Below are 21,585 nucleotides of genomic sequence, written 5' to 3' on the forward strand. Positions count from 1 at the left end.
GATAGTAAGGAGGGGGCAGCGTGCAGGAGCGTTTATGGACCCGTGATTTTATCATAGTTTTCATATTTAATTTCTTTATTATGCTGGCTATGTTCCTGCTGATGGTAACAATCAGCGGCTATGCAATTGATGAGTTCGGCATCTCGACAAGTAATGCGGGACTCGCAGCAGGGATATTTATCGTCGGTTCGTTAATCGGCAGAATCGTCACCGGACATCAATTGAGCCTGATGGGTGCACGGAAAATCATGTACATCGGTACAATCATGTTCATCATTACATATGGACTTTACTTTTTTGCCGGGAACTTCTGGATTTTGCTCATTGTCAGGTTCTTTAACGGATTTGCCAATGGGGTGGCGACAACAGCGGTCGGGACGATTGCGGCTCTTGCGCTGCCGGCGAGGCGTAGAGGTGAGGGGATTGGCTATTTCAGTCTGAGCTTTGTCATGGCGACGGCCATCGGACCTTACCTTGCGTTCACATTGCTTGAATATGTAGATTATCAAATGCTGTTTCTTCTTGTCTTTACCGTCGTATTGATAGCAAGTATATTTACGATTTTCATTAAGACAGATAATGAAACGATCGACCTGACAAAAGAACCGAAACCAAAATTTCAGTTTGTGGATAAGGACGCACTGCCTGCTGCAACAACAATACTGATTGTCTGTCTGGCCCATTCAACAATATTCTCATTCATTGCGCTATATGCAGATGAACAGGGGCTGGGTACCGCAGCCGGTTATTTCTTCCTGGTAAACGCAGTTGTAATGCTTGTGACAAGGCCGTTCAGCGGACGTCTGATGGATCAGAAAGGTGCCAATATCATTGTTTATCCCGCACTCGTTGTTTTGTTCTCAGCATATCTTGTACTCGGCAATGCACAGTCCGGATGGATGCTGCTGCTCGCAGGTGGATTGATCGGCCTCGGCTATGGTAATTTCCAATCGATTATTCAGGCATTATGTATCAAACTCGCAGAACCGAAAAACGTCGGGCTTGCGACTTCGACATTTTTCATCTGTCTGGACTTCGGGCTCGGTGTCGGGTCATATATATTCGGCCAGCTCGTACCATTCATCGGATACGGCGGCCTGTACAACTCAATGACAATCATCGTTATCATTGCAACGGTATTATATTACATGGTCTATGGGAAAAAGGAAAAGTATATGACGATATAAAAAAACTGAACTTTCGCCTGACAGGCAAAAGTTCAGTTTTTATTTTGGCTTTTCCTCTCCGTCTGCTCTGGCGTTGTTATAAATATTGACTGCCAGCAGGATAAATATGAGACCGAATATGATGAAGGGGTTCAACAGCGTGACTTCCAGAAGCAGGTTCATCACAGCAGCCAATAATAAGATGATCATGCCTATGACATAAATTCTTTTAACGGTCTTTTTAGTCAAAATAAAACCCTCCAGACTATAAAAATTGGGGAATATATATTTATATAATTGTTGTTATTTTAACATAAACGAATGGGAATCATTATGAAACATTTATTAATGATATTCATGAGTGTTTTTTAATGTCCTGCGGACCAGTTGAAGATGAGGATGGAGAATGCTGTGATTGGCATTGTTAAAAAGTCGAATGGAAATCTGATGCATCTGCCTTATATATCTTCTGCACCTGCCGGATTGACTCATGAATACATTCATATTGAAATTGTTTCATCATACGTGGATTACGGCGCCTATGATGACACGGTTATACCAGTTCCGGACATTTACGAATAAAAATCTTATATGACGAGTCATTTGACGGCGTATTTGTTATAATCGGGATGAATATAACTGAGGAAGAGTGATATCATGCCACAGGCAAATAAAAAGATGAAAAATATAGAAGTCCCGGGTACAAGACAGTTCGCCAACCGTGTGGAAGAGTTCCCGGATGCGGTGGATCTGACACTTGGACAACCTGATTTCGACACGCCGGAGCCGGTGAAGCAGGCGGCGATAGAAGCAATCAATACAAAGTCGATAAAGTATTCCCACAACACGGGGCTGCTTGAACTGAGAAGTGCAATCAGTGACTATTATAAAGATAGTTATGGTGCTGAATACGACCCGAACGGTGAAGTGCTGGTCACTGTGGGCGGCAGTGAAGGGATAGACGGCATTCTCAGAGCCATCATCGATCCGGGTGATGAAGTGCTCATTCCGGCACCGACTTATCTGGGATATGAGCCGATTATCGAACTCAGCGGCGGCGTGACTAAATTCGTTGATATGTCAGAAACGGATTACATCGCGACACCTGAACTGATTGAATCGAATATTACAGAAAAAACTAAAGCCGTGTTACTGAACTACCCGACGAATCCCACGGGGGTCACATACACGAAGAAGCAGATGGATGCGCTTGTCGAAGTATTTAAAAAGTATGATATTTTTGTGATTACAGATGAAATTTATGGAGAGAACACTTTGCAAGGCGAACATATCAGTCTGGCGATGTATCCGGAAATCAAAGAAAAGGCGATTATCGTCAACGGCCTCAGCAAGTCCCATGCCATGACCGGCTGGCGTATCGGGTATGTAGTCGGTCACAGCGTAATTATGGAAGATATTACTGCTGTTCACCTGTATAACACAATCTGTGCGAGTATTCCGAGCCAGTATGCAGCAATTGAAGCACTGACGACTCAGCTCCATATACCTAAAGAGATGAATCAGGCGTATATTCAGCGACGTGACTATATTTATAAAAGACTGGTCGATATGGGTCTTGAAGTGTCTAAACCGACTGGCGCGTTCTATATCTTCCCGTCAATCAGCAAGTACGAAAAGGATTCATTCAAGTTTGCGACGGATCTGCTGGAAAATGTCCATCTGGCAGTTGTCCCGGGACGCTCATTCTCCGAGTACGGAGAGGGACACATCAGACTGTCATTTGCCTGCAGTATGGAAGAACTGACAGAAGCGGCTGACCGTCTGGAGAAATATATTAAAATACTGGATATGAAATAAATTGTAAAACTGCCTTCGTTATGAGGGCAGTTTTTATTATCGTGCAGTAAATTTTTGAATCAATCATCTGAGGTATACAATATAAATGAATGAAGTATCGAGAGGGGAAAATATCAATGAATATAAAAGAAGTCGCACAGCACGTTCACAATGCGGAGGACGGCCATTATCTGATTGACAGGATCACTGCGGAATTCGGTGATATCACAATTGACGAGGCTTATGATATCCAGCAAGAAGTCATCAGTCTGAAAGAAAATAAAGGGCAGGCAATCACTGCATATAAGATGGGACTGACGAGCAGAGGCAAGATGGAGCAGATGGGGGTCGATGACCCGATTCACGGCAAAGTGTTCGATTACATGGAGAACTTTGACGGCGATACATTAAAATTTGATGACTACCTGCACCCGAAAGTTGAAGCGGAACTGGTGTTTATTCTCAAAGATGACATTAAAGGAAATGAAGTTACAATCGATGCAGTCATTGAAAACACTGAATCTGTAATTCCGGCACTTGAAATCATCGACAGCAGGTATAAAAATTTCAAGTTTACGCTGCCCGATGTCATAGCAGACAACACTTCGGCCAAAGGTGTCGTTTACGGTAAAGAGAAGTTTATTCCCAAAGGGCTTGAACTTGAAAATATCACTGTTTCCATCCAGTCGAATGGTGAAGAGAAAATCAAAGGAACAAGTTCAGCTGTTCTCGGGCACCCTGCCGAGTCGGTGGCTACGCTGGCCAAAATGCTGTATGAAAGAAATGGTTCAGGTTTGAAGAAGGGTGACGTCATTTTTACCGGAGGGATGACCGGGGCGATTCTTTTAAACAGAGGAGACGCGGTCGTTACTAAATTTGAGGGTATGTGCGAAGTGAAGTTCAGTATCAGATAAAGCGGGTTGTCGGATTGAGGTTTCTTAACAAAGTTTACTGAATCAAAATACAGCCGTGTTTCAGTAAAGAATTATTTACTTGATATTAAAACTGAATGAACATTGAACCTTTATCATATAAATGTAAGTGATAATCATATGATTCGAAAATCTTGGGAGGTTTACTGTTAATGAATGTCAATTTGTTTTATGACAAGAAATTTATGACTACATTCGGTGTCGCTTTTACAACACTGTTACTTTTATTATCATCACTGGTGGGCCCTGCTGCACATGCTTCAGGCGGAGGCGGTCCTGCCGGTGCACCTTCAGAACCGGTGACGGAGCAGTTCATACCTGAACTGACAGATGAGAAGCCCGAGGTGGCTGAAATTGAGGCGAATAATATGCCGAACCGTATCGCGGCCACATTCAACGGCGATACGACCAGCGAGATGGGCTTCAACTGGTATACAACAGATCTGTATGAAGATTCAAAAGTGTGGGTTTCCAAAAGCGGGGACTTTGACGATACAATGGAATTTGAAGCAGAAGCAAAGGAAGTCACTTCCAGCTACGGTGAGCGTGACGAAAACGGCTACTATATCTTTGCCGATGTAAAAGAGGACGATGAAGGCGAACCTGTAACAGATGACAACGGCGAACCGGTAATCAACGGCTACTATACTGACGAGCAGGCGCACGGCGGGGACTGGATGTCCGGTTCCGAATACGGACAGATGGATCTCATCGATGTCGAGGAGTATTCCTATAAAGCACAGGCGACGGACCTTGAACCGAACGCTACATACTATTATCAGGTAGGCAGTGAATCAGGAGAAATCAGTGAAGTCGGAGAGTTTACAACGTCGGGTGAATCAGGCGATCCGTTCAAATTCGTTCATTACACCGACACTCAAAATGCATTTTGGAACGAAAATGTCCGTAATGAAGCGGCATTCGGTGCAGACACTCTGATGCGTGCACTCGATACTGCCGAAGATGCAGACTTTGTACTGCACACAGGCGACATGGTTGAAGTTGCTGAAGTTGAAGATGAGTGGGTGGATATTTTCGAACAATCCAGACCTTACTTCATGCAGTCGGCTATGGCAGTGGCACCCGGCAACCACGATGAGTATGCGCTGGACTGGAACGATGATCCTGTGACTGAGAAATTCAATGAACACTTTAACGTACCGGTGACAAACGATGCAGTGGACGGCGGTTCATATTACTCATTTGATTATAACGGTGTTCATTTCGTTACATTAAACACGAATGACAATAAAGAATCCGATGACAATCCGAATGGCGGTGCAATTGGTGAAGAGCAGATGCAGTGGATTAAAGAAGACATTGAACAGGCGCGTGCGGACGGTGCAGAGTGGGTCGTTCTGAACTACCATAAGCCGCTTTACTCGAAGTCGTATCATTCACTGCAGGATGAAGATGTTCAGGAAATCAGGGAAGAGCTGACTGCTTTAATCGATGAGCTGGATGTAGATCTTGCGCTGCAGGGGCACGACCATGTCGTTTCAAGAACACATTCATTAACTCATGTTGACTCGGATGAAAACTTCTCGAATGGTGAAGTGGAAGATGCGGCGTCGTTTGTCGGGGACGACGGTGTTGAGTATATGGAAAATCCGGAAGGCACGACTTATATTCTGCCGAATACCGGCGGTACAAAAGAGTATGATGACGTTTATTCAAAAGGCGTCGATCACCTGCATGAAGTCAGACCGGACCTTGACTGGATGACCCAGGAAGATATGGATTACTACAATGACTTGTTTGCTTACGGCAACCAGCCGCAGGAAACAGATACGTTTGAAGATTCGCATTCAAACAACAGAGATTCAAACGTACAGAACTTCGCAGTTTATGAGATGGCAGACAACGAACTCGTTGTCAGCATGTATCAGATCGAAGGCGAGCTGCTGGAAGGTGAAGAAAGAACAGTAGAAATGGTGGATCAGTTCGGCATCGTTAAAGATGCTGAATAAAAATATTGAGTGAAGTTGAAAGAGACCGGCATTCCGGTCTCTATTTTTGTGAATTGGCGTTTTCCCGACATGGCGTAAAAACGATGTCGGGGCAGAGGAGAAATACCGATGTCCCCTTAAATTGCACTCTCTCCGAATCTCGATTAAAATTATTGTGAGGAATAAAAAAAAACGGAGGGGTTTTAATGGAGTTTCAAAAAACAAGAGTGGAGCAGTTCTTCACACCGTACAGCATCGGGGATTTTTCAATCAGTGCGGATGAAAAGCGGCTGCTCTTTTCGTCAAATATGACTGGAAAAGTGAATATATACGGGATGGATCTGCCGAATTACTATCCGTATCAATTTTCCGGAAAAGATGAAAGTACAAGCTTTATACAGGCAGCACCGAATGGGGATTACGTGCTGGCAGGATTTGATAAAGACGGGGACGAAAACCATAAAATTTATGCGATACCACCTGAGGGGGGTATGCCTGAACAGCTGATTGATGCAGAAGACAAAGATAAATTCATGTTTACTAAATTATCGAAAGACGGCTCGAGAGTGTATTATACTTCATCAAAAGGCAATGACAGCTACTTGAATTCTTATGTTTACGATATCGAAACAAAAGAGGAAACACTGCTGCATGAAGGCGAGGGCGGCCCGACGCATCTGGTCGATGTCTCACAGGACGAAGAGAATTCGGTTTATGTTACAGCGTATGCCAACACTTATATGATCGGTTTTATTAAAACTGAAGCAGGTATTGAATATTTGACGCCTGACATCGAGAAAGTACATACAGTCGGCAGCATCACATTCGTCAAAGATGATGAGGCATGGTTTGTAACCAATTACGATTCAGATTACAGCTACCTTGCGAAATATGATCTGACGACTAAATCTTTTGAAAAAGTATTGGATTTCGAACAGGAATCGCTGATGATGATCAAATTCAACCGCCATACGAATATGATGTACCTTCTCACTCAAAAAGGCGTGGTCCAAAATCTGTATTATTATGATTTGAATCATGACCAGCTTGAACCGATTGCGGCACCAGTCACTTCGTTCAGCGGAGTCGTCACAGCGCAGAGCGGTGCATTGTATGTCAAAGGGACAAGTGCGACGGTACCGACGAATATTTTCAAGTATGAAAATGAATCATGGGTACAGCTCACTAAAAATAAAGTGCTTGGGGTTGTGCCGAAAGATATGGTTGAACCTGAAGTCATCACTTATAAATCATTCGATAATCTGGAAATCGAAGCACTCCTGTTCAGAGCAAAAGAGGAAAACGCGAATGGATATACAATATTCTGGCCGCACGGTGGACCGCAATACAATGAAAGTAAATCATTCAGGGCGATGTTCCAAATATTCTTAAACCGCGGTTACAATATATTCTGTCCGAACTTCAGGGGCAGTACGGGTTACGGTGCAAAATTCGTCAAGATGGTGGAAGGTGACTGGGGCCACGGCCCAAGACTTGATAATGTCGAAGGCATCAAATGGCTGTTTGAAGAAGGCATCTCCAGCCCCGAAAAATTATTCCTTGTCGGCGGCAGCTACGGGGGGTATATGGCACTGCTCCTGCATGGCCGTCATCCGGAGTACTTCAAGGCTGTAGTCGACATTTTCGGTGTATCGGACTTATTCACATTCTATAGTTCTGTACCGGAACATTGGAAGCCGCTGATGAAACGATGGGTCGGAGACCCCGTTGAAGATAAAGCGCGGTTTGAGAAAGACAGCCCGGTGACGTACCTGGATACGATGACCAGGCCGATGCTGGTCATACAAGGGGCGCATGACCCCCGTGTCGTCAAAGAAGAGTCGGATCAGATCGTGGAGAAGCTGAGGGATGCCGGACGTGAAGTGGAGTATATCGTACTGGATGATGAAGGTCACGGTTTCTCCAAAAAGGAAAATGAAATTCTCGTATATAAATCAATGCTGGAATTTTTAAATAAACACCAGTAATATCAAAGACCCGCATCTGCGGGTTTTATTTTTTGACACTAATACCCCGTTAGGGTATAATGAATTTAACGAATAAGAACAGGACGGTGAAGAACATGGAAGAGACATTACATGATCACGCAGTAATTCCAAGAACAGATGATGAAAAGGATAAAGTGCTGAAGCGTTTAAAACGTATTGAAGGGCAGGTCCGGGGGATACAGAAAATGGTTGAAGAAGACCGTTACTGTGTAGACATCCTCATTCAGATCAGTGCCATCCAGTCGGCGCTGAAAAATGTGGGCTATGAAGTGACTGAAAGACATATGAAACATTGTGTCGCAGATGCGATTGATAAAGGAGAAGGCGATTCATCAATCGAAGAGTTAATGGCGGTATTGAAGCAGTTTTCAAAATAAATCAATAAAGGAGGCCGGAAAAGTGGAAAACAAAGAAAATACACGACTGAATGTGACGGGAATGACGTGTGCAGCATGTTCAAACAGAATAGAAAAAGTATTGAACAAGATGGACGGCGTCGATGCCAAAGTTAATCTGGCAACAGAACAGGCGACTGTTGATTATGATAAAAACAATATCCAGCTGGATGATATTACGAATAAAATTGAAAATCTCGGTTATGGTGTCCAGTACGATGAAGTAGAGTTTGATATTTCAGGTATGACTTGTGCGGCATGTTCGAACAGGATAGAAAAAGTTCTGAACAAGACCGGCGGCGTGTCCAATGCGACGGTCAATCTCGCAACAGAAAATGCCGTCATCGAATATAACGCCAATGTGCTTTCCGAACGCGACCTGATTGCCCGCATCGATAATTTGGGCTATGGTGCCACAGCAAAAGAAAGCGCTGAGTCAAGAGAAGAGAAGAAGGGCAAAGAGCTCTCCAGGCTAAAATGGAAAGTGGTGATATCTGCATTACTGTCACTGCCTCTGCTTGTGACAATGCTGGATCACTTATTCGGAATGAGTCTTCCTGCTATATTTATGAACCCATGGTTTCAGCTCGCGTTTGCCACACCGGTACAATTCATACTGGGCTGGCAGTTTTATGTCGGCGCCTACAGAAGCTTGAAAAGCTTCAGTGCCAATATGGATGTACTGGTCGCGATGGGGACGACCGCAGCATTCGGTTTCAGTCTGTTTGAAACATACAGATGGATGACCGGTGCAACAGCGGATCCGCACTTATATTTTGAGGCAAGTGCAATCATCATCACTTTGATTTTATTCGGTAAGTATCTTGAAGCCCGTGCGAAATCACAGACTTCGGGCGCAATAAAAGAATTGATGAATATGCAGGCGAAAGAAGCCAGAGTTTTAAGAGACGGCGTTGAAACAATGATTCCTGCAGCTGATGTCGCAGTCGGCGATGCGCTTGTCGTAAAACCGGGCGAAAAATTTCCGGCCGACGGTGTAATCACTAAAGGGAGAACGTCAGTCGATGAGTCGATGCTGACGGGTGAATCAATCCCGATTGAAAAGAATATTGAAGATAAAGTGATCGGTTCGACAATCAACCAGAACGGAAATGTCGTTGTTGAAGCGTCCCGTGTCGGAAAAGATACGGCTCTTCAGTCCATCATCAAAGTGGTTGAAGAGGCACAGGGTAAAAAGGCGCCGATACAGAGAATGGCCGATATTGTTTCCGGCTACTTTGTACCGATAGTCATCGGTATCGCGGTTGTGACATTTTTAATATGGTACTTTATCGCATCTCCGTATAATCTCGAGCCGGCACTGATCGCATCGATTACAGTGCTTGTCATTGCCTGTCCGTGTGCGCTGGGTCTTGCGACACCGACATCAATCATGGTCGGTACAGGAAAAGGTGCTGAGAGCGGCATTTTATTCAAAGGCGGCGAGCATCTGGAGAAGACACATAATCTTGATGCAGTCATTCTGGATAAAACAGGCACCATTACAAAAGGTAAACCTGAAGTGACGGACTTCACAGGTGATGACCATGTATTGAAGCTGCTTGCAGCAGCTGAGAATGGGTCTGAACACCCGCTCGCAACAGCCATCGTCTCCTATGCAACGGAAAAGGACATCGGGATTCCGGAAGTGGATGATTTCATGGCGATACCCGGGCATGGTATAGAAGCGACTGTCGGCAGTGACCGTGTTCTGGTCGGCACACGGAAGTTGATGTCAGATCAAAACATTGCAGTTGATAATTATGATTCAGAAATGACACAATATGAGTACGACGGTAAAACAGCGATGCTGGTTGCTGTGAATGGTCAAATGGCTGGTATTGTAGCTGTACAGGATACAGTTAAAGATACTGCAAAAGAAGCGATCACGAACTTGCGCGAGCAGGGGCTTGAGGTCATCATGCTGACCGGTGACAACCAGCGTACAGCTGAAGCGATCGCGAGAGAAGTGAATATCGACACCGTAATTGCTGAAGTGCTGCCTGAGGAGAAAGCTGAGCAGGTTAAGAAAGTTCAGGCACAGGGTAAATCTGTGGCAATGGTCGGAGACGGCGTGAACGATGCGCCTGCACTGGCAACAGCAGATATCGGGATCGCGATTGGTACAGGAACAGAAGTTGCGATTGAAGCGGCAGATATTACGATTATGGGCGGCGAACTGACGCTGATTCCAAAAGCGATCAACCTCAGCCACCAGACGATCCGCAACATCAAACAAAATCTGTTCTGGGCATTCGCATATAATTCGGCAGGCATTCCGATAGCGGCACTCGGTCTACTTGCGCCGTGGGTTGCAGGTGCCGCGATGGCATTCAGCTCTGTCAGTGTCGTTACCAACTCATTAAGACTGAAAAGAGTAAAAATATAATAATATATAAATCAATATGGAGGTATTTAATATGAACACAACATCAATCAAAGTTGAAGGTATGACTTGCGGACATTGCAAAAGCTCGGTGGAAGGCGCTTTAGGTAAGCTGTCCGGCGTAAACAAAGCGGAAGTTGATTTAAACGCCAACGAGGTTTCCGTCGAATACGAAGAAGATAAAGTCAGTGTAAATGAAATGAATGAAGCGATTGAAGATCAAGGCTACGATGTAGTATAATAATAAAAACATGAGCTTGTATCTGAAAAAGATACAAGCTCATTTTATTTTAAATCTGATATAATTAAAGAAATATAATCGATTGTTAAAAGGGGTCTCGGAAAGGGGAAGATCTTTTGGTCTTTTTGATCATCATTTTATTATTCACTTCATTATTCTTTTCAGGAAGTGAAACAGCACTAACTGCAGTGGATAAAGTGAAACTGCAGGCTAAAGTACAGGACGGGGATAAACAAGCTGCGAAACTGCTCGGTGTCGTGTCAAAGCCGAGTGAGTTCATCACAACGATATTGATCGGCAACAATATCTCCAATATTCTGCTGCCTACGGTTGTGACGGCGATGGCAATTGATTACGGCTGGAGTGTGGCGGTTGCGAGTGCCGCACTCACCATTACTATTATTTTATTTGCCGAAGTCATCCCGAAATCAATTGCTGCTGCTTTTCCAGAGCAAATTTCCAATATGGTCCGGCCACCAATTACTCTGATCATCATCATTTTCAAGCCGCTCACCATCATTTTAAACTTTATAACAGATAATATTACTAAAATCTTATCGGGGGGCGAGCAGCCGGCCTGGACGGTATCCAAAGATGAGCTGGTAAACCTGATTGATATTGCGAATGCTGAAGGGGTGCTGAAAGGAAGGGAAAGGAACCGGATTAAAGGTATTCTGGATTTCCGCGATTTGAATGTGAAAGATATCATGTCCACACCAAGAACCGAGATGGATGCAATCAGGGTGGATTCATCATATGATGAAGTGCTTGAGACAGTTGTAAGCCTGATGCATACCAGATATCCAATCTATAATGAAAACCTTGATGATATTGTCGGTGTTTTCCACACTAAATATTTGCTTAGATGGTCACTCAGCCCTGAAAAAGATTTGATAGACTTTGCAGATCCGGACCCTTTGACGGTCAAAGAATTTGATGCGGTGGAAACCGTATTGCGGAAGATGACGAAAGAGCGCCGGCACCTGGCGATTGTACTCGATGAATACGGCGGCACGGAAGGTATCGTGACCCACGAAGATATTATCGAAAATATGCTTGGGTTTGATATAGAAGATGAGACCGATGTCAAAGGTGATGCGCTTGTAGATAAAATGAGCAAAGATGAAATCATCTGTGACGGCAGAATCACACTTCACCGATTGAATACGCAGTTTGAAACGGACATCCCGGAAGAAGAAGATACTTTGTCAGGGTACCTGTTCAAGGAATTCAACGATATTCCCGTTCAGGGTGATGTTTTAAAAAATAAAGAACTCGGACTCAGATTTGAAGTGGTGGTCATGGAAAGTCAGACGATCCGCACCATCCGGATTTTAAAAGAAGAACCGGAAGAAGATACAGGAGGTAATAATGACTAGAAACAGAGCCCGGCATGAGTCGGGCTTTTTATTATGCATCAAATAATGGTAAAATTGATATTATTTAAAATAGAGGGCACATATATGAAAAAATATGCGATTACATTAGGTTTTGTCATTGCTTTGAGCAGATTTTTGTATAAAGAGGACAAAAGTATCCAGGTTAATGAACGTGAAATATACAGCGATAGAATTCCCGACGTTTTTGATGGTTATAGAATCGTTCATATATCCGACTATCACAATGCATGGTTTGGATGGAAAGCCCGTACTCTGTTAAATAAAGTTCAACGGGCAGAAGGTGACGTCATATTAATCACTGGTGACATCATTGACCGGAGAACACCGAATCTCCGGCGCTCCAAGCATTTCATCAGAAAAATCTCTGAGATTCTGCCGACTTATTATGTGACCGGGAATCACGAAGCACATTATAAAAGATGGTTTAATCTGAAGAAATACATTACAGAATCAGATGTGGAAAATGTGAGTTTTTCATCGACGGCTCTGGTTAAGGATGGAGAGATTATAAATCTTGCCGGCATGCCTGATCCATGGTTTTTAGGTGATGAGGAAGATCCGTATGTCCATTTATATTTTGAGAAAATGCTGAAGGACCGCCTGAACGGCCTGCCGGACGGCTTCACGATTTTAATATCTCACCGGCCCGAGTTGTTTCATATATACAGTAAATATGAACTGGATCTGGTTTTATCCGGCCATGCCCACGGCGGCCAGATCCGTCTGCCGTATTTCGGCGGACTTTATTCACCGCACCAGGGTGTTTTGCCGAAATACACCGAGGTCACACATTATAAAAATGGCACAGCATTATCCATCAGCAGGGGGCTCGGTAACAGCAGATTTCCTTTCCGTGTATTTAACCATCCGGAGATTGTTGTCATAACATTAAAAAAGAAATGATTGAGGTGAGATGATTGGTTGAACAGCTGACAGCATATGTCATTGTCATGTTTGTACTTGTGATGGTCCCCGGACCGGATATGATGATCATCATGAAAAATACACTGGCATTGAACAGGTGGGCCGGGAGGATTACGCTTACCGGCATATTGACAGGACATCTGTTCTGGATTACCATTTCTGTTGTCGGCCTGGCAGTGATTATCGCCAATTCTCCCGCAATCTTCAATACGATCAAGTATATGGGGGCTTTCTATCTGATATACATAGGTATTCAGAGTATAAGGGCGGGCGTACTTGTGCCCGGCCAGTCCATCGATCATATCGATTCCCTGAAGGAGACCGTCAGCGGAAAGTCACTGATGCAGTCGTTCAGGCAGGGGTTTGTGGCAAACATTTTGAACCCGAAAGTTTTAATACTGTATATGACAATCATCCCCCAGTTTGTTGCGGACGAAGGTCAGACATCGCTTGGTCATAATCAGCAGATCCTACTGCTTGCGGCGATTCTTCTCATTGTTTCAGTTATCTGGTTTATGACGGTGGTGGAGCTTGTAAATCTCCTCAAGCGCTGGATGAAATCCTATGTATTTCAAAACTGGCTCAGTAAAGGCGCAGGTGTAGTCATCATCTTCTTCGGGGTCAGGACATTGTTTTGGGGATAGACCAGCCCATATTAATTAAAAAATAAGAAGGCATAGACCGGCCCGGGCTATGCCTTCTTTCATATCAGTGATTAATCAAAAAACACCATGTCGACATCATTGTCAGCAGTGATTGTGTCTGTCTGCTTCAAATATTGTTTCATCTTGTCAAAATCAACTTCTGCACCGATGCCCGGCTGGTCGCTGACCTGGACAACACCGTTTTCTGCAACGACTTCAGGCGTGATGATATCTTCTTTCCAGTAACGGCTGGAAGAAGCGGTATCGCCCGGCAGTGTAAAGTTTGATAATGTCGTAATCGCTACGTTGTGCAGTCGGCCGACACCTGCTTCAAGCATGCCGCCGCACCATAACGGAATGTTGTGTTCTGCTGCAAGGTCATGAATCCTTTTCGATTCGGTGATGCCGCCGACACGTCCGACTTTGACGTTGATAATTTTACAGCTTTCGAGTTCAATCGAAGCTTTTGCTGCCTGATAGCTGTCAATGCTTTCATCAAGGCAGACAGGAGTCTGAATTTCTTTTTGCAGTTTGGCATGATCGACAATATCACCTGCTGCAAGAGGTTGTTCAATCATCATCAGATTGAATTCATCCATCGCTTTCAGAAGCTCGATATCATCCAGAGTGTAGGCCGAGTTTGCATCGACCATTAAAGGAATATCAGGAAACTGATCTCTTATTTTTCTGAGCATTTCGATATCCCGGCCAGGTTTTATTTTCACTTTTATACGTTTATAACCTTCTTCGACCTTTTCCTCAATTCTTTCAAGGAGCAGTTCATCGGTATCTTCAAGTCCGAGGGACACGCCGACGTCCACTTCGGTTTTCTTACCGCCGACCGCTTCAGCAAGTGTCATACCATTTTCTTTGGCATATAAATCCCACACCGCACCTTCGAGGCCTGCTTTAGCCATATTATTCTTTTTGAAAGGCACCAGCAGATCCCAAACATCATCAGGATGGCTGATTTCATTTTTAATGATGATCGGCGCAAAGTACTTTTTCATCGCTATGAGTGCACTGTCCATAAACTCCTCTGAATAGAGTGGGTCTTCACCTGCGACACACTCGCCAAATCCTGACAGCCCGTCTGTATTTACAGCTTCAATAATTGTGATAAATCTTTTCGTCTGAGAGCCGAAGCTTGTCGTGAAAGGATTTTTTAAATCCATCTCCAGCTGATGCAGTTTAATTTCTTTGATCTTCATATTACTCCTCCTAAACAGGTCCAAAATATTTTGAAATAAAGACAATCATCTAACCCGGATTCTCATATACAATATTACCATTAAACAACGGTAAAACTTTAAATATAAGCGTCGCTCTCCGTTGTATTTAATATTTTATAAGTATATATTGAATGTAATCATCGGATAATACAAATAATTGAGGAAGGATTTTTAAAATGACTGCTGAAAAGATACTGGAAGTTTTCAACCATATGCATGAGAATCCGGAGTTGAGCAATGAGGAATATGAAACGACGGATTATATATTTGATTATTTGAAGCAGGAAGGCTTCACTCCCGTCAAATTTAAAAAGATTACAGGCCTTTATTGTGATATGGGCACATTCAGCGGGGGGTATCCAAAAATCGGTATACGTGCTGACATCGATGCATTGTATCAGGAAGTGGACGGTGTAAAACGTGCGAACCACTCCTGCGGTCATGATGCACATACAGGGATGGTCATCGGGGCCATGCTGAAAATAAAAGATCATGAAGCGCTTGAAACAAGGGGAGTCAGATTCATTTTCCAGCCGGCTGAAGAACTGGGCACAGGTGCACTGGCTGTGGCAGATGAAGGGATTATCGAGGACCTGGATTATTTGTTCGGCATTCATCTGCGTCCGATTGAAGAAGCTTCTATGGGACAGGCGTCTCCGAGTATCGAACACGGCTCTGCTGCCTCTCTGGATTTCAAAATAGTAGGGGATGATGCTCATGGCGCACGTCCTCATCTGAATCACAACGCAATAGAAATTGGTGCGGATATCGTAAACATGCTGTCTAAAATCCATATTAATCCAATCATCCCATCATCAGTGAAGATGACTAAATTCATATCGGGCGGCAAATCACTGAACATCATCCCGGGCATCGCAGAATGCGGAATCGATCTGCGCGCACAAACGAATGACGAGATGGATAATTTGAAGAAACGGGTCTTTAAAATTTTAAAGTATGTGGAAGAGTTTTATGAAGTCTCAATCGAAGATCAGAATTTTTCAAGCATTGTTGCGAGTGAAAGTGATGAAGAAGCAATCCAGTATTTAAAAGAGGGCATTATTGACGCTCTCGGTACGGAAAATCTTATGGAGCCGATCATTACAAGCGGCGGGGATGATTTCCATTACTACACAGTGAAGTATCCAGAATTGAAAGGAGCGATGATCGGGCTTGGTTGCGATTTGGAGCCGGGACTGCATCATCCGAAAATGAAATTTGACCGGAATGCACTGGAAAATGGGGCTGATATCCTTTACCATTCCATTTTAAATGTAAAATAAAAGAATTAATCCTCTCTGAACGGGTAGTATAACTTTGAAGAGGGGGTAACTTTAATGAAAGAAATTTTCGGTTTATTTAAAAAAGGCAGTATGGCCTCACTTACTGCCGCAATCGTCAACTTTTTTATCGGTCTGCTAAAGGGCGGGGCATTTTTTCTGACAGGCAATGTTGCGATGTTTGCTGAGATGATGCACTCCTTCGGTGACTCGATAAACCAGTTCTTTGTCTTTATCGGTTCAAGTCTGTCGAAGAAGGCGCCGACTAAAAGATTTCCATTCGGATACGGCAGACTGGTCAACCTGGTTTGTCTGTTTGCAATTGTCATTGTAGCGATATTATCGTACGAAACGGTAAAGGAAGGTATCAATCATGTAGTTGAACCGTTACCGCGTGAAACTGACAATATGATGATTCTGATCAGCATTGGTGTTTTAGCAATTTCATTTATATTAGAGTCTTTTGTTTTATATAAAGCAGGTAAAGAATTATTGCAGCAGGCTGGTCAGCCGTATGATGGTCTTAAGCCGTTGACTACGAGCTATCTTCATATGAACCGGGCTAAACCTGCAACCAAGCTCGTCTTTTTGGAAGACACTGTTGCCACAGTCGGTGCTGTGATTGCAATCATTGCGATTTTGATAGGGCAGTATTTGAATGTACCTGTTGCAGAAGGTATTGCTTCAGTCATTATCGGACTTATGATGTTTTATATCGTTTATAAAGTATTTATGGAAAATGCGGCAGGTGTACTTGGTGAAAGTGACCCGCATATGGAAGAACGGATTTCCTCCATTGTATTGAATAATAAGGATATAAGGGATATCAGAAAGCTGTTTGTTATGAAAGAAGGAGATAACCTGCATGTGGAAGTGGTCGCGGAAATCGACAAAAACCTTACAGTTGAAGAAGCGAATGACATCAGAGATGATATTGAAGAAATTGTGCTCCACCAAAATCATGTCACTGATGTGAATCTGGAATTTGAGGTGGATGATGGAAAGCGTGCATGGCCGCAGCAGATATCCAAAAAGAGAAAGTAAAAAATGAGCATGGACGTTGTCCATGCTCATAATTTTTTATTGTGCGAGTATAGTGTCTACGTTATCTGTTCTTGTGACGATGAGGAACACTGTTCCTTTATCCATTTCGGATTCGTAGTTTTCAGCTTCAGTCTCGGAGAAACCGATGTTTTCCAGCTGTTTTCTCAATTGGTCGCCTTTTTTATCGAAAGCGCCTTTTACAGCATCTCCGACACCCATTTCATTTGCGCCGATAGTATTGATTTCTACATTTTTAGCAATGCGTTTCGTACGCTCATCGTCATGTGAAATGACATAAATATCATTTTCTCCAACATTTTGTGATTTCAGCTTTTCTATATCCGTTTGCAGTTCTTCATCATTCGTATAACCTTTGATAAATGGTTTAGCCATAATTATCTCCTCCAAAAAATATATTTAAATCACATGCAATATAGTCATTCCCGGCATGGAATTTATTAAACATATTTAAAGGAATCGAAAAAAAGAGCCCTTGGCAGGCTCAATTCGATGACTAAATATTTTTATGCTGATCAATGTCATCGTTGTTCCGAGAATCGCTGGCAGTAGATTCACCGGTATCTGTATATACGACCGGGTCTTCATACGTTCTGGATAACTTGCGGTAATACAGGAATAGTATGATGATTGCTGCTATACCTGCAGTGACTGCGTTTAATAATGCTAATAGAATCGCCACACCGATATTTTTAGTATATGCATTAAATACACCGATGAAGATAATAGATTCCATCAATACATAGGAAATTGCAATATCTCCGACAGACAAGCCGAGGAAGTATACAACAAGCCCTGTAATCGCAAAGATCAGTCCGAGCTGTTTCGGGTTGAAACTGCCTTTTTGAAAAACATTACCGTCAAAATCCTGACCTGCTACATAGAATGTACCAAAAGGCACAAAAGATAACATGGGAACATCAAGGTTTTTAATTTCCGCTATACGGAACAGGAAGTACCCCTGAAGTAACCATTTGATCAGTCCGACGACAACTAAAAATATCAACACGATTATACCGATTGCTACGAGGCCGGCCAATAGTCCGAAAATTTCGATGGTAACCACTCCTTTGTACTTAATTGTATCATGATTGAAAACATATAAAAAAACTTACGGCCTCACAAAATCACACAAATAATTCATAAAATGAAAAGATTATTCAACATTTTGCATAAGTATGCTTGAAAAGGCATTATTATAATGTTAGTATAAATATCATTATCATCCAAAAATAAATTGTAGAGGTGTCTATTATATGAGTGAAAAAGTGGTATTAGCATATTCAGGCGGATTGGATACAAGTGTAACGATTAAATGGTTTATCGACGAAGGATTCGAAGTTGTGGCATTATGTTTAGACGTTGGAGAAGGAAAAGATCTGGACATGGTAAAGGAGAAGGCTTTCGAAATGGGCGCATCTGAATGCTACGTCGTCGATACTAAAGAAGAGTTTGCAAATGAGTTTGTAAGTTATGCAATTTACGGTAACTCGATGTATGAAGGAAAGTATCCGCTGGTATCAGCGCTCAGCAGACCGCTGATTTCCAAAAAGCTGGTAGAGGTTGCGCATAAAGCGAATGCAGACTATGTTGCACATGGTTGTACAGGTAAAGGAAACGACCAGGTACGTTTTGAAGTTGCGATAAAATCCCTGGACCCTTCATTAAAAGTACTTGCTCCTGTCAGAGAGTGGACTTGGAGCCGTGAAGAAGAGATTGCATATGCGAAAGAACATAATGTTCCGATTCCGGTGGACCTGGACTCACCGTATTCAATCGACCAGAACTTATGGGGCAGAAGTAACGAGTGCGGCGTTCTTGAGAATCCATGGAACCAGCCGCCGGAAGATGCATATGACCTGACAGTGCATCCGACAGCTGCAAAAGATGAGGCTGAAGAAATTCTACTGTCCTTTGAAGCGGGACTTCCAACTAAGATAAACGGTGTCAGCTACGAGCTTGATGACTTAATCCTTAAATTGAATGAAATCGCAGGTGCACATGGTATTGGACGTATAGACCATGTTGAAAACAGATTGGTCGGGATAAAGTCCAGAGAAATCTATGAAACACCTGGTGCGGCGGTTATCTTGACTGCAAAGCATGACCTGGAGACGATCACGCTGACAAAAGACATCGCTCATTTCAAACCTGTTGTCGAACAAAAATACACAGAGCAGGTATATAACGGCTTATGGTATTCACCGCTCAGCGATTCATTAAGAAAAATGCTGAAAGATATGCAGACAGAAGTGAACGGCGAAGTCCGTCTTGAACTTTATAAAGGGAATGTTATTGTAACGGGCCGTCAGTCAGAGAACAGTCTGTATAACGAGAAACTTGCTACTTATACTTCAGAAGATGCATTTAACCAGGAAGCTTCCGTTGGTTTCATTGAAATCTTCGGTTTACCAACGAAAGTCAAAGCGATGCTGGATAACGGAGTAAAGATTAATGACTAAAAAAGCATGGGGCGGAAGATTTTCAGGTGAAGCACTCGAATGGGTGGAAGAGTTTAATGCATCGATCCACTTTGATAAAGTGCTTTTGGACCTGGATATTAAAGGAAGCACCGCCCATGCAGAGATGCTCGCCAGCTGCGAGATTATTTCGACAGAAGACAAGGACACTATCGTCGACGGTCTTCATCGTGTAAAAGAAGAAGTGGACAAAGGCAACATCGAGTGGGATATAAAGCATGAGGACATTCATATGAATGTTGAGCATGCACTGATAGAAATGATCGGTCCTGTTGGAGGTAAACTTCATACAGGGCGCAGCAGGAACGATCAGATTGCCACAGACATGCACCTCTATGTAAAAGAGCAGGTGCTGAGCATCATTCAGTCTATCGAAGAGCTGCAGAATACAATCATTAAAATAGCCGAGGAAAATATTCATGTCATCATGCCCGGCTATACCCATCTGCAAAGAGCGCAGCCGATTTTATTCTCACATCACATGATGGCATATTTTTGGATGTTCAAAAGAGATAAGGAACGTATGCAGGATGCCTTGAAACGTATAGATGTGTCACCGCTCGGCGCCGGTGCAATCAGCGGTACAACTTTCAATATCGACAGAGAGATGACGAAAGAAGCGCTTGGCTTCGGGGATCTATATCACAACAGTATGGATGCCGTAAGCGACAGGGATTATATCATTGAAACGCTGTCCGGTATCAATCTGGTGATGATTCATCTTTCCAGAATTTCTGAAGAGATTATTTTCTGGATGAGTGAAGAAGCGAAATTTGTCACTTTAAGCGATACGTTTACAACAGGCAGTTCAATGATGCCTCAAAAGAAAAATCCGGATATGGCAGAACTTATCCGCGGTAAAACAGGGCGTACTACAGGCGCGCTGATGTCGATGCTGATGCTCGTCAAAGGGCTTCCGCTCACATACAATAAAGATATGCAGGAAGATAAAGAGGGGCTGTTTGATGCTGTGACCACTGTTCTCGGTGCCTTGAAAATAATGAACGGCATGATTGATACGATGACAGTGAATGAAGAGAGACTAGAGCAGACAATCAATGAAGACTTCTCCAACGCAACAGAACTTGCAGATTATCTTGTAGAGAAAAATGTGCCGTTCAGAGACGCGCATGAAGTGGTTGGGAAACTCGTGCTGAAATGTATTAACAGCAATCAATATCTTAAAGATTTGAGCCTTGAGGAATTCCAGGCGGCAAACAGTTTAATCGAAGAGGATATTTATGATGTGCTGTCGCCGAAAACTGTCGTAGACAGAAGACTGAGCTACGGCGGTACTTCCACTGAATCCGTGAAACAGCAGATTAAATACGCTAAAGAAATAATATAAACAAAAATACTCGCATATCAACTTTGATATGCGAGTATTTTTTCATCTTACCGGAACCTTCTTTGGTTCCTGGCATTAATTTTGTTGGCACTTCTGTATGCATCTATTACTCCGAATAACCAAACAATCGGCAGGAACAGATAACCGATCAGAATGGCAGTCAAAGCGCCATTGATCAGCTGGAGAATAATCAGCGTAATTCCTTTAAAGAAATGTCCATTGTATATTTGTCCAAGGCCGCTGATAAAGAAACTTAAAACCGCAGCAACGCCTGCACTTTTTTGTGTTGGCATAAATTCAATTCCTCATTTCGTATATTTTCAACTAGTGTAATATACCC

The 21,585-nt window shown here is 43.2% G+C and carries 21 protein-coding genes; 16 read left to right on the top strand and 5 right to left on the bottom strand.

The window, feature by feature from the left end; translation table 11 throughout:
• The first annotated feature begins 20 nt into the window (after positions 1-20).
• On the top strand, positions 21-1,187 hold the full coding sequence (locus BO48_RS05040) for an MFS transporter (protein ID WP_496366323.1): 1,167 nt from the start codon (positions 21-23) through the stop codon (positions 1,185-1,187).
• A gap of 39 nt (positions 1,188-1,226) precedes the next feature.
• On the opposite strand, the gene BO48_RS05045 is transcribed toward BO48_RS05040, so the two are convergent.
• Positions 1,227-1,415 carry a hypothetical protein gene (locus tag BO48_RS05045; RefSeq protein WP_496366324.1) on the bottom strand — a complete coding sequence of 63 codons (189 nt, stop codon included), beginning with the start codon at positions 1,413-1,415 and terminating at the stop codon, positions 1,227-1,229.
• A 150-nt stretch (positions 1,416-1,565) separates the two neighbouring features.
• Here BO48_RS05045 and BO48_RS05050 point away from each other — a divergent pair, with 150 nt between their 5' ends.
• From BO48_RS05050 to BO48_RS05100, 11 genes are all read left to right on the top strand, one after another.
• Positions 1,566-1,748, top strand: coding sequence for a hypothetical protein (locus BO48_RS05050; protein ID WP_496366325.1), 183 nt, complete (start codon positions 1,566-1,568; stop codon positions 1,746-1,748).
• Between the two features lie 75 nt (positions 1,749-1,823).
• Entirely contained in the window at positions 1,824-2,984 is a 1,161-nt protein-coding gene (locus BO48_RS05055; RefSeq protein ID WP_496366326.1) for an aminotransferase class I/II-fold pyridoxal phosphate-dependent enzyme, read from the top strand.
• A 116-nt stretch (positions 2,985-3,100) separates the two neighbouring features.
• Entirely contained in the window at positions 3,101-3,877 is a 777-nt protein-coding gene (locus BO48_RS05060) for a 2-keto-4-pentenoate hydratase (protein WP_496366328.1), read from the top strand.
• A gap of 170 nt (positions 3,878-4,047) precedes the next feature.
• Entirely contained in the window at positions 4,048-5,865 is a 1,818-nt protein-coding gene (locus BO48_RS05065; protein ID WP_496366329.1) for a purple acid phosphatase family protein, read from the top strand.
• A gap of 185 nt (positions 5,866-6,050) precedes the next feature.
• On the top strand, positions 6,051-7,832 hold the full coding sequence (locus BO48_RS05070) for a S9 family peptidase (RefSeq protein ID WP_496366330.1): 1,782 nt from the start codon (positions 6,051-6,053) through the stop codon (positions 7,830-7,832).
• A gap of 95 nt (positions 7,833-7,927) precedes the next feature.
• Complete coding sequence (locus BO48_RS05075; protein ID WP_496366426.1) at positions 7,928-8,230, top strand: metal-sensing transcriptional repressor; 303 nt, start codon at positions 7,928-7,930, stop codon at positions 8,228-8,230.
• Positions 8,231-8,252: 22 nt separating this feature from the next.
• A complete protein-coding gene (locus BO48_RS05080) occupies positions 8,253-10,637 on the top strand; it encodes a heavy metal translocating P-type ATPase (RefSeq protein ID WP_496366331.1) in 2,385 nt (794 codons plus the stop codon).
• Between the two features lie 31 nt (positions 10,638-10,668).
• The gene (gene copZ / locus BO48_RS05085) at positions 10,669-10,875 is read left to right on the top strand and encodes a copper chaperone CopZ (RefSeq protein WP_496366332.1); all 207 of its coding nucleotides are present in this window, start codon (positions 10,669-10,671) and stop codon (positions 10,873-10,875) included.
• A 116-nt stretch (positions 10,876-10,991) separates the two neighbouring features.
• Entirely contained in the window at positions 10,992-12,254 is a 1,263-nt protein-coding gene (locus tag BO48_RS05090) for a hemolysin family protein (RefSeq protein ID WP_496366333.1), read from the top strand.
• Between the two features lie 84 nt (positions 12,255-12,338).
• Complete coding sequence (locus BO48_RS05095; protein WP_496366334.1) at positions 12,339-13,178, top strand: metallophosphoesterase; 840 nt, start codon at positions 12,339-12,341, stop codon at positions 13,176-13,178.
• Positions 13,179-13,192: 14 nt separating this feature from the next.
• Positions 13,193-13,843 carry a LysE family translocator gene (locus BO48_RS05100; protein WP_496366335.1) on the top strand — a complete coding sequence of 217 codons (651 nt, stop codon included), beginning with the start codon at positions 13,193-13,195 and terminating at the stop codon, positions 13,841-13,843.
• Positions 13,844-13,914: 71 nt separating this feature from the next.
• Here BO48_RS05100 and menC read toward each other — a convergent pair whose 3' ends face one another.
• On the bottom strand, positions 13,915-15,054 hold the full coding sequence (menC, locus tag BO48_RS05105) for an o-succinylbenzoate synthase (RefSeq protein WP_496366336.1): 1,140 nt from the start codon (positions 15,052-15,054) through the stop codon (positions 13,915-13,917).
• 197 nt (positions 15,055-15,251) lie between these two features.
• Between menC and BO48_RS05110 the strand changes: the two genes are divergently transcribed.
• Both BO48_RS05110 and BO48_RS05115 read left to right on the top strand, forming a co-directional pair.
• On the top strand, positions 15,252-16,358 hold the full coding sequence (locus BO48_RS05110; protein ID WP_496366337.1) for an amidohydrolase: 1,107 nt from the start codon (positions 15,252-15,254) through the stop codon (positions 16,356-16,358).
• Between the two features lie 54 nt (positions 16,359-16,412).
• Entirely contained in the window at positions 16,413-17,399 is a 987-nt protein-coding gene (locus BO48_RS05115; RefSeq protein ID WP_496366338.1) for a cation diffusion facilitator family transporter, read from the top strand.
• A gap of 36 nt (positions 17,400-17,435) precedes the next feature.
• Here BO48_RS05115 and BO48_RS05120 read toward each other — a convergent pair whose 3' ends face one another.
• Both BO48_RS05120 and BO48_RS05125 read right to left on the bottom strand, forming a co-directional pair.
• Positions 17,436-17,792, bottom strand: coding sequence for a YflT domain-containing protein (locus BO48_RS05120; RefSeq protein ID WP_496366339.1), 357 nt, complete (start codon positions 17,790-17,792; stop codon positions 17,436-17,438).
• Positions 17,793-17,913: 121 nt separating this feature from the next.
• Positions 17,914-18,483 (bottom strand): hypothetical protein, encoded by a 570-nt coding sequence (locus BO48_RS05125; RefSeq protein ID WP_496366340.1) that lies wholly within the window; start codon positions 18,481-18,483, stop codon positions 17,914-17,916.
• Positions 18,484-18,673: 190 nt separating this feature from the next.
• Between BO48_RS05125 and BO48_RS05130 the strand changes: the two genes are divergently transcribed.
• On the top strand, positions 18,674-19,879 hold the full coding sequence (locus BO48_RS05130) for an argininosuccinate synthase (protein WP_496366342.1): 1,206 nt from the start codon (positions 18,674-18,676) through the stop codon (positions 19,877-19,879).
• Entirely contained in the window at positions 19,872-21,245 is a 1,374-nt protein-coding gene (gene argH / locus BO48_RS05135) for an argininosuccinate lyase (protein ID WP_496366343.1), read from the top strand. Before BO48_RS05130 ends, argH begins: the two co-directional genes overlap by 8 nt.
• 47 nt (positions 21,246-21,292) lie before the next feature.
• On the opposite strand, the gene BO48_RS05140 is transcribed toward argH, so the two are convergent.
• The gene (locus BO48_RS05140; protein WP_496366344.1) at positions 21,293-21,538 is read right to left on the bottom strand and encodes a hypothetical protein; all 246 of its coding nucleotides are present in this window, start codon (positions 21,536-21,538) and stop codon (positions 21,293-21,295) included.
• Positions 21,539-21,585: the final 47 nt, after the last annotated feature.

The organism is Lacicoccus kunmingensis DSM 17847 (genome assembly GCF_059568765.1).

Bases quoted from the DNA above. Each gene is read 5' to 3' on its own strand.
- BO48_RS05050 (WP_496366325.1), top strand. From the start codon at position 1,566: ATGGAGAATGCTGTGATTGGCATTGTTAAAAAGTCGAATGGAAATCTG.
- BO48_RS05055 (WP_496366326.1), top strand. From the start codon at position 1,824: ATGCCACAGGCAAATAAAAAGATGAAAAATATAGAAGTCCCGGGTACA.
- BO48_RS05060 (WP_496366328.1), top strand. From the start codon at position 3,101: ATGAATATAAAAGAAGTCGCACAGCACGTTCACAATGCGGAGGACGGC.
- BO48_RS05065 (WP_496366329.1), top strand. From the start codon at position 4,048: ATGAATGTCAATTTGTTTTATGACAAGAAATTTATGACTACATTCGGT.
- BO48_RS05070 (WP_496366330.1), top strand. From the start codon at position 6,051: ATGGAGTTTCAAAAAACAAGAGTGGAGCAGTTCTTCACACCGTACAGC.
- BO48_RS05075 (WP_496366426.1), top strand. From the start codon at position 7,928: ATGGAAGAGACATTACATGATCACGCAGTAATTCCAAGAACAGATGAT.
- copZ (WP_496366332.1), top strand. From the start codon at position 10,669: ATGAACACAACATCAATCAAAGTTGAAGGTATGACTTGCGGACATTGC.
- BO48_RS05095 (WP_496366334.1), top strand. From the start codon at position 12,339: ATGAAAAAATATGCGATTACATTAGGTTTTGTCATTGCTTTGAGCAGA.
- menC (WP_496366336.1), bottom strand. From the start codon at position 15,054: ATGAAGATCAAAGAAATTAAACTGCATCAGCTGGAGATGGATTTAAAA.
- BO48_RS05110 (WP_496366337.1), top strand. From the start codon at position 15,252: ATGACTGCTGAAAAGATACTGGAAGTTTTCAACCATATGCATGAGAAT.
- BO48_RS05115 (WP_496366338.1), top strand. From the start codon at position 16,413: ATGAAAGAAATTTTCGGTTTATTTAAAAAAGGCAGTATGGCCTCACTT.
- BO48_RS05120 (WP_496366339.1), bottom strand. From the start codon at position 17,792: ATGGCTAAACCATTTATCAAAGGTTATACGAATGATGAAGAACTGCAA.
- BO48_RS05130 (WP_496366342.1), top strand. From the start codon at position 18,674: ATGAGTGAAAAAGTGGTATTAGCATATTCAGGCGGATTGGATACAAGT.
- argH (WP_496366343.1), top strand. From the start codon at position 19,872: ATGACTAAAAAAGCATGGGGCGGAAGATTTTCAGGTGAAGCACTCGAA.
- BO48_RS05140 (WP_496366344.1), bottom strand. From the start codon at position 21,538: ATGCCAACACAAAAAAGTGCAGGCGTTGCTGCGGTTTTAAGTTTCTTT.